Here is a 7619-nt window from a genome sequence, read left to right as displayed (position 1 = left end):
AGCAACTAAAACGTCCGAATGTTCCCATGTTTATTGCCTAGTTGTTTGGCGCACGGCGCGGCTACACCGCGCCATTGCTTGTGACAGTTGCGTAAGTCCTGTACACCATTACAACCAAGACCAAATCCCCAAACAATATCATCGCCGACAGTAGTATCATAGTTGACAACAACCGGAATTCCATCAGCAAACATCAGGGCTTGGGCTTTTTCAAACACATCACTTTCTAAGCAACCACCACTCACACAGCCAATCATTTGCCCTTCTTCAGTCAGCAACATCCTAGCGCCTGGGCGACGATAGACAGAGCCACTAGTTTTGACAACGGTGGCTAGAGCAGTAAGTTCACCTTTCTTTTGACTTTGCTCAAAAGCTGCGAGGATGTTTTGAAGTTCTTTCATGGGTGGTGTAGAGAAGGCAGGAGATAGAAGATAGGGAGAAGATATTCGGACTTCTTTATTTTAAGTAAACCACAAACTTTTGAAATCGAACGTAAAAATAAGGGTTTCAGCCATCGTAAATGACGATCTGCACACTTACCCATACTTTACAGGGTTTTCAGTTTAAACAAATTTTCCGCGTTCAGATGGTATATTTTTTTTCTATCGACATTGCTCATCGGTGTACTATCTATACCTTCAACTGCTTTTGCAGTGGATTCATACGGGTAGTCAATGGCAAACAATATACGGTCAGAACCTAATACTGAAAGCGCAAACGTCAAAGCTGGAGACCAGTTGACCCCACTGGTGGCAACAACAAAGTTATCCATGAAATATTCGCTTGGTTTTTTTTGCCGCTTTTTTGCTTGACTCGAATCATCCATTTTTGTCCAAGTTTCATTAGCAAAACGACCGTCGATCCGGGAAAGCCAAAACGGTATACCTTCACCTAAATGCCCTAGAATAAATTTAAGTTTGGGAAAGTGATCGAATAAACCACTCAGGATTAAACGCATCGCGTGCGTGCTAGTTTCCACAGTAAAGCCCCAACCAGCACCTTCGAGACCGTATGAGAGAAAAGGTTTTATCATATCTGGAGAAGGTGTTCTCGGATGTAAGTAAATTGGTATATCCAATGCTTGGGCAACTTCAAATATTACCCAATACTTTGATTGATCCAAATACTCCCCGTGAGTGTGGGAATTAATTATTGCACCTTTAAGACCCAGATATTTTACTGCTCTTTCCAACTCGCGGGCGGCCTCATTCGGTGCTTGGGGTGCCACTGCGGCAAGTCCAGCATATCGATCTGGGTAAGCAGAGATGAATTCAGCTAGTTGATCGTTACTCTTTTTGGCAATATCTACAGCTTTGTCGGTACTGAATACTTGAACACCTGGCGACGTGATTGACAGTATTTGCACGTCAATTCCATATTGATCCATATCACGAATGCGACTGGCTCCAACATCAGTGAGGCGATCGCGGATCTCTTTAGTTGCAGGGCTATTCAGAAACGGTTTGTACAATTTTTGGAATCCGGGTTCTTTTTCAGCATCGTTTATGAGGAATTTGCGCCACTCATCAAATAATTCTGGCGTTGCAAAAGCCTCCTCAATGGCAATTTTTTTGAAGACACTCTTGCTGAACTTAGTAGTGTGGTTGGTGACTTGGGATGCATCTGTTGCCAACGGACTCACCACCGCAGCAACGGACAGATCCATTGCTGTTTTCAAAAAAGCTCGTTTGCTAAAATCCATATTACCTGCTGAAAATTTTGTTCAAGGCATCAAAACCGACTTGAAACACCTGTTCTAGATTCTGCCGTAATTCGGTTTCTTCTTCAGGTAAACATTTAAAGTTTGCCAGCCATTCGATATAAGTGCGATCGCCATCTGTAATTGGTAACAGCCGTATAGTACAAATGTAGTTTTCCATTGGCTTATTAGGCTCTAGCAGGAAATAGGTGCAGACATATTTTTGATCGTCAAGTCCTAGTAATTGCTCCCGCAGGTTCAGTCCATCTTCACGATTAAAACTACGGATACAGCCTATTTTGTCGCTAGGCTCACCATTTTCTATATGGCTGTCGATTACAGACGGATACCAATCAGGCAGGCCATTAAAGTCCCGGATTTTCGCCCATACTTGTTCAACCGATGCGTTGATTACAGAACTGGTTGTAACGTTTACTAGCATTTCATTCCTAGACTAACTCTGCTTAAGATGAGTTTAATTGAAGGTAGATTATTGCTACTCAAGGCTATGTTTCCTAAAGGCTGGCATCAAAGCTCTTTAAGAAATCAGTTGGCTACCTAATTTCTTTAACATTAGAAAATGTAACTAGCCCTACACCTGCGATCAAGAAGATGATACCAGCAATCTTTTGGAGCGAAATCGGGTCTTTAGGAGACTCTAAAATACCTAGATGGCTGACCACTGCTGCCATCACCACCTAGGGCAAACGCATCTAAATATTGACAAGCCTGAATCAGAGTAAAAATTACCAAAACCCAAATCAAATAAGGCTTTCAGTAAATTAAATATTCATTTACGTGGTAATGATAATCATTGTATAGGGGAATTAGAGGCAGCCGTCGGCTGCCCTTCATTGAACATGGTATTCTAACAGTTGTTCCAAAGAAGAATTACATTCTTATTCTTCCTTCTATGAAGCTCAAACCAAAAATCACGATTGCTGACCATTTTTTGGAAATAGAAGATCCACGAATAGATCGCACCAAACGGCATAAATTAATCGATATTATGACCATTGCAGTATGTGCAGTGATTTGTGGTGCGGATGGTTGGGTGGCAATAGAGACTTATGGTTGCGCCAAGTACTCGTTTTTAAAAACGTTTTTAGAATTACCAAATGGAATACCGTCACACGATACATTTGCACGAGTTTTTACTTAAAATTTATCCCCAACAATTCCAGTCATGTTTTGTTGGTTGGATGAAATCCATAAGTAGGATAACTAATGGCGAAGTTGTTGCAATTGACGGAAAAACATTACGTCGTTCTTACGATGAAAGCAGTGAGCAAAGTGCAATCCAAATGGTAAGTGCTTGGGCAACTACGAATAAATTGGTGTTAGGGCAAGTAAAAGTAGATGAGAAATCGAATGAAATTACAGCTATTCCAGAATTATTAAAGGTTTTAGAGCTATCTGGATGTATTGTGACAATTGATGCGATTGGTTGCCAGAAAGAGATTGTGAAGTTAATAACACAGCAGAATGCAGATTATGTAATTGCGTTAAAGAAGAACCAAGGCAACCTTTATGATGAAGTTGAAAAACTATTCTCTTTAGGCATAGCTACAGGGTTTGAGGGGATTGCACATAGCACGTATAAAACAGAAGAAACAGGGCATGGTCGTCATGAAATCCGCAATTACGTGATGTTATCTCAAATGGGATCTCAGCTTAACCCAGATTTCGTTTGGTCAAAGTTTAATAGTGTTGGGATGGTAGAATCTGTCCGTTCATTAAATGGTGAAACAACGGTTGAAACCCATTATTTTATCAGTAGCCTTGAGTCGAATGCTAAACAGTTTGGTAATTCTATTCGCAGTCATTGGGGGATTGAGAATTCATTACATTGGATATTAGATGTCGCCTTGAAGGAAGATGACTGTCGCATTAGAAAAGATAATGCTCCACAGAATTTTGCAATTCTCAGACATATTGCAATCAATCTTTTAGGCCAAGAGAAGCGTGTCAAACGTGGAATAAAAAATAAACAGTTTCTTGCTGGGCTGGATAATAATTATTTAGCAAGAGTTTTAGCATTAGCATAAACTAATATATCGAAATTAAATTTGAATATTTAGGAAGAGTTTCACTTTTCCTCTAGATGAACATAGTTTTATAAACTCGAATCTTGAGTTATTTTAGTATAAATAAATAATGATTTAGCATCAGATAAGCTACATCATACTTTTTCGGAATAATTCATTTATTTTATTTATAATTTTATTGATTTTTGGAATTATCTATGTCATTTTGAAATCTCTCTTAGATTTTATTAGTAAATAAGGTGCGTTTCCCCTACGATGATCTGTTAGATGGTGATGCTGTTACTCCAGTGACGGGTTCAGCTAAGGATACTCTTTTTGGTGGATTTGGTAATGATATTCTCTTTGGTGGGGAAGACAATGACATCCTCTCTGGTGAATCTGGCAATGACATCTTGCGGGGCGAAGACGGCGATGATACATTCAACGGCAGTGAGGGTAAGGACAGCATTGAGGGCGGAAATGGTTTTGATACAGCAGACTATAGCAAACTAGGTAAAGCCATCACCCTGTCAGGTGTAGGGACAATTACCAAAGCTGGTGAATTGGCAACAGATCAAATCTTTAAAGTAGAAACAGTTATTGCTGATGCTAGTGTTGCCGATAATACCATAGATACGTCTTAATCTTTGCCTGGTGTATCTATCATCGCTGACCTAGAAGCTCAAACTATCTCTGCCAATAACATTCCTGATTTTGGAACATTAACATTCAATGTAGTCAACTTTGACAATGTTATCGGTACAGATGAAAGTGACAGCATTAAGGGCGACGGCCAAAATAATCAATTATCTGGTCTGACTGGGGATGACCTAATTGATGGTAGAGGTGGCAATGACATTATCTTTGGCGACTTGGGTAATGACACCATCATTGGTGGAGAAGGTAAGGATATTCTCACAGGTGGCTTTGGTGCAGATAAGTTTATTTTCAACAGTGCTAAAGAGGGTCTTGACATCATCAAAGATTACAACTTTGCTGAGGGCGACGTAATCCAAGTTTCTAAAGTAGGGTTTGGTACTACTAAGATTAGCGATTTTTTCTACGATACCTCTAGCAATAACTTGTCTTTCTTAGGAAATCAATTCGCCTCACTTGATAATCTCTCATTCAATGTGAATATTGAGTTGGTATAAAATTACCACGAGTCACAACTCCATTGCCATGATCTGGATAAGGCATCACCCTGCTAAAACGGTAAATTTGTACGCGCTTGGCTGAAACCAAGATGGGGCAAGCTTTTCAAAACGTGATTTTTACCATCATTTTGGTGAAAATACTATGATTATGCTGCTAGTTTTGATCAAGTTTGAATGAAAAATCGTCGTTTCAGGCACTTGAAATTTTCGATTCGTACTGTTTTTCCGGATTGGCACGGTGATGCCTTAAGGCTTGTTTATTGATAAAGATTTAAGCGTCACCGATAGCGCAGCGTTAGCGAGTATTCGTCCGCGTAGCGTCTCGTAGAAAGCGTCACAGCCCGTCGTAGGCATGGCTTTGAGTCTTGGAAACTAAACCAAACGAGAAATACTTATTTTTTCATTGGTTCTTAACGTTGGTTGTGATCTAGAGTAATTTAGATGCGTTTGCCCTGCAACTGTGATCGCTTGTAGCCATTTGACAAATTACGCCTAATATCAATTAGAAACAGGCGAGAAAAGTGAGAAGATGATAGTTACCGAAAATCGACGCATTCATTGACCTTGCTACAATCCACATCTGGATTAACAAAATATTATTAGTGGGATAGGTTCTTTGAATGTAAAAAATTGCCCCGCACTTTGAAAAGCTAAGTAAGTGCGGGGATATTTAATTAGCAGTTATCTCAAAGCCATTTAGCTTCTTTTTTCATGCAACCGCTCACCATTCGTATTAATGTCTAATTCCTCACGACGAACAGTACCTTCGGCTTCAACTGTATCCTGTTCAACTACTTTCTTAATTTTCACTTCCTCACGCAAAACGGCTTCCTTCTGAATATCAGGGGTTTCTTCATAAAGATCCATCCGAGTAACTTCTCCTTCACGGAAGTTAGCTTCAGCAGGCGATACAGTTCTACCAGCTTCGTTAGGAGTAGTGCGTTCAATGATTACGCGTTCTTTTTCAACTGGCACAGCAATTCTTGCCGTCTGAGTTTCAACGTGTTTGCCAACAGATACTTCTCCTGTCTTAACACGAGATTTATTGGCAACTAAACGTTCTTCGTATAGTTTCAGATTTTGATGATCCTGCTGATTCATATCATAAAGATTTGGTTCATCTTCATACGTATATGTATTGCGATCGCTAGAAACTGGTGGAGCATTTACAGGTGTTAATGTCTCTAAAGGTGCTTGTCTTATTGGAGTACGATAAACTCCACGCACCTGTTCCTCATAATCGTAATCAATCTGTTCCAAATCATTAAAATCTGGTAAATTTTCTACTTGCTCCCTTGTCAGCCCAATAGCATACACGCGCCGATTGCTATAGCCGATTCGAGAACGCCCAATTGGTAACAATACTTGTCTACCAAAGAACCAAAAACCTGTGTCAACAACTAAATAGCGCATACGACCCGAATCATCCACCAAAATGTGTTTGACACTGCCAATTTTATCGTCATCTATGTCTGAATAGACATCAAAATCCCTAACTTCATAGTTATCAAAATCTGCATCACCATAGTTACCAGCAAAGTCTTCGAGTTTATATAAGGCCATATTGTTTTTCCTCCAACATCTATATTTACAATTGTAAAGATATAATTTTTTACTCCTTCTTTCTCAAGAAAGATATTAGTGTCCAAAAAATCATTATTGTGGAATTAATGGTTTCAAAAAATTAGGGTTAATAAAACCGAAAGTAAACCTCTGCATAAGATTATAGAGGCTTATAACTAAGTTATTAAACCTTAAATCAGCAAAAGCCTTTGAGGAATTCGCACTTATTGAGCATTTTGTTTGTTGACAGGAGTACGAACAATATACTGATTGGCAGGTAAATTAATAGCAATTGTTTCTATCTTTCCTTGGGAAACTAAAGTTTGATAAACTAAAGCTGTAATCTCTCCTCTAGTTGCAGATTTACTTGGATTAAGAACTTTAGGATTTGGATAATTGACCACTATATTTGCTTTAGTTGCGGCTGCTACATCTCCAACTGCATATTGCGGAATATTATTAGCATCTGCGTAAGTGTTAGTAATAATAAATGACGCAGGACGATTAGGATTTACAGGATTAGCTGCTACAGCTGGGGCTTTTGATATTAATAAAGGCTGCATTAAAGTAGTAAATGCTAGTGGCATTATACGTCTTTTTACAGCTTTTTGTGCGGTTTTTTGGGGAACTACTCTTTGCGTGACTGTGGGTACACTAACTGCTGATGTACCAGTAGTTAGATTCAGACCTTTGTTTAAAGCAACTATAGCCTCAACCTTAGAAACCGATTGATTGGGACGAAAGTATCCACCAGGATAACCCGTCATAAATCCTTGTTGATATGCTTCTTCAATGGGACGAGTAGCCCAATAGTTAGTAGGAATATCTTTATATACAGCACCACTTTGTATTTGGCGAGTTGGTGGTTGGTCAAAAGCTTTACGAATAATTGCTGCAAACTCATCTCGGTCTACTGGCTGTTCTGGTCGAAATGTACCATCAGGATATCCAGTTACAATATTTCTTGCAGCCAAACCTCGAATAAATGGCTGTGCCCAGTAATTAGGTTGAACATCACTAAAGGTATTTGTAGGGGAAGATTGAGCATAGGTATCTAATGCTCCAACTGCAAGTACTGTTAAATTTAAAGTTAGTAAAGATACACCTGCTGACACTAATTTAGTTAACTGTGTCATGATCCGTGCCCCCTGTTTTCTCAATTATTTATTATTT

At 39.3% G+C, this 7619-nt stretch carries 8 protein-coding genes and 1 pseudogene; 3 read left to right on the top strand and 6 right to left on the bottom strand.

Annotation, left to right across the window (positions count from 1 at the left end; all coding sequences use genetic code 11):
- Positions 1 to 5: 5 nt before the first annotated feature.
- The 4 genes from H6G26_RS28155 to H6G26_RS28140 all read right to left on the bottom strand — a co-directional run bounded on the left by H6G26_RS28155 (position 6) and on the right by H6G26_RS28140 (position 2391).
- Positions 6 to 401: an XdhC family protein gene (locus H6G26_RS28155; RefSeq protein WP_190733387.1), complete on the bottom strand. Its 396-nt coding sequence runs from the start codon at positions 399 to 401 to the stop codon at positions 6 to 8.
- A 146-nt stretch (positions 402 to 547) separates the two neighbouring features.
- Positions 548 to 1702, bottom strand: coding sequence for an amidohydrolase family protein (locus tag H6G26_RS28150; protein ID WP_199327119.1), 1155 nt, complete (start codon positions 1700 to 1702; stop codon positions 548 to 550).
- A gap of 1 nt (position 1703) precedes the next feature.
- Entirely contained in the window at positions 1704 to 2141 is a 438-nt protein-coding gene (locus tag H6G26_RS28145; RefSeq protein ID WP_190733385.1) for an SRPBCC family protein, read from the bottom strand.
- A gap of 112 nt (positions 2142 to 2253) precedes the next feature.
- The gene (locus H6G26_RS28140; protein ID WP_190733383.1) at positions 2254 to 2391 is read right to left on the bottom strand and encodes a DMT family transporter; all 138 of its coding nucleotides are present in this window, start codon (positions 2389 to 2391) and stop codon (positions 2254 to 2256) included.
- A 221-nt stretch (positions 2392 to 2612) separates the two neighbouring features.
- On the opposite strand from H6G26_RS28140, the pseudogene H6G26_RS28135 reads away from it, so the two are divergent.
- The 3 genes and pseudogenes from H6G26_RS28135 (at position 2613) to H6G26_RS28125 (ending at position 4880) form a co-directional block, all read left to right on the top strand.
- Positions 2613 to 3747: pseudogene (locus H6G26_RS28135) on the top strand (ISAs1 family transposase).
- Between the two features lie 239 nt (positions 3748 to 3986).
- On the top strand, positions 3987 to 4370 hold the full coding sequence (locus H6G26_RS28130; protein ID WP_190733381.1) for a hypothetical protein: 384 nt from the start codon (positions 3987 to 3989) through the stop codon (positions 4368 to 4370).
- Between the two features lie 3 nt (positions 4371 to 4373).
- A complete protein-coding gene (locus tag H6G26_RS28125; protein WP_190733379.1) occupies positions 4374 to 4880 on the top strand; it encodes a calcium-binding protein in 507 nt (168 codons plus the stop codon).
- 699 nt (positions 4881 to 5579) lie between these two features.
- Here H6G26_RS28125 and H6G26_RS28120 read toward each other — a convergent pair.
- Both H6G26_RS28120 and H6G26_RS28115 read right to left on the bottom strand, forming a co-directional pair.
- Positions 5580 to 6446, bottom strand: coding sequence for a DUF2382 domain-containing protein (locus H6G26_RS28120; RefSeq protein ID WP_190733377.1), 867 nt, complete (start codon positions 6444 to 6446; stop codon positions 5580 to 5582).
- Between the two features lie 224 nt (positions 6447 to 6670).
- Entirely contained in the window at positions 6671 to 7582 is a 912-nt protein-coding gene (locus tag H6G26_RS28115) for an S-layer homology domain-containing protein (protein WP_190733375.1), read from the bottom strand.
- Positions 7583 to 7619 lie beyond the last annotated feature (37 nt).

Origin of the sequence: Nostoc sp. FACHB-888 (assembly GCF_014696655.1) — a bacterium.
Classification (GTDB): domain Bacteria; phylum Cyanobacteriota; class Cyanobacteriia; order Cyanobacteriales; family Nostocaceae; genus Nostoc.
Note: the sequence above shows the minus strand (reverse complement) of the source record. Positions and strands in the feature narration are given on the sequence as shown.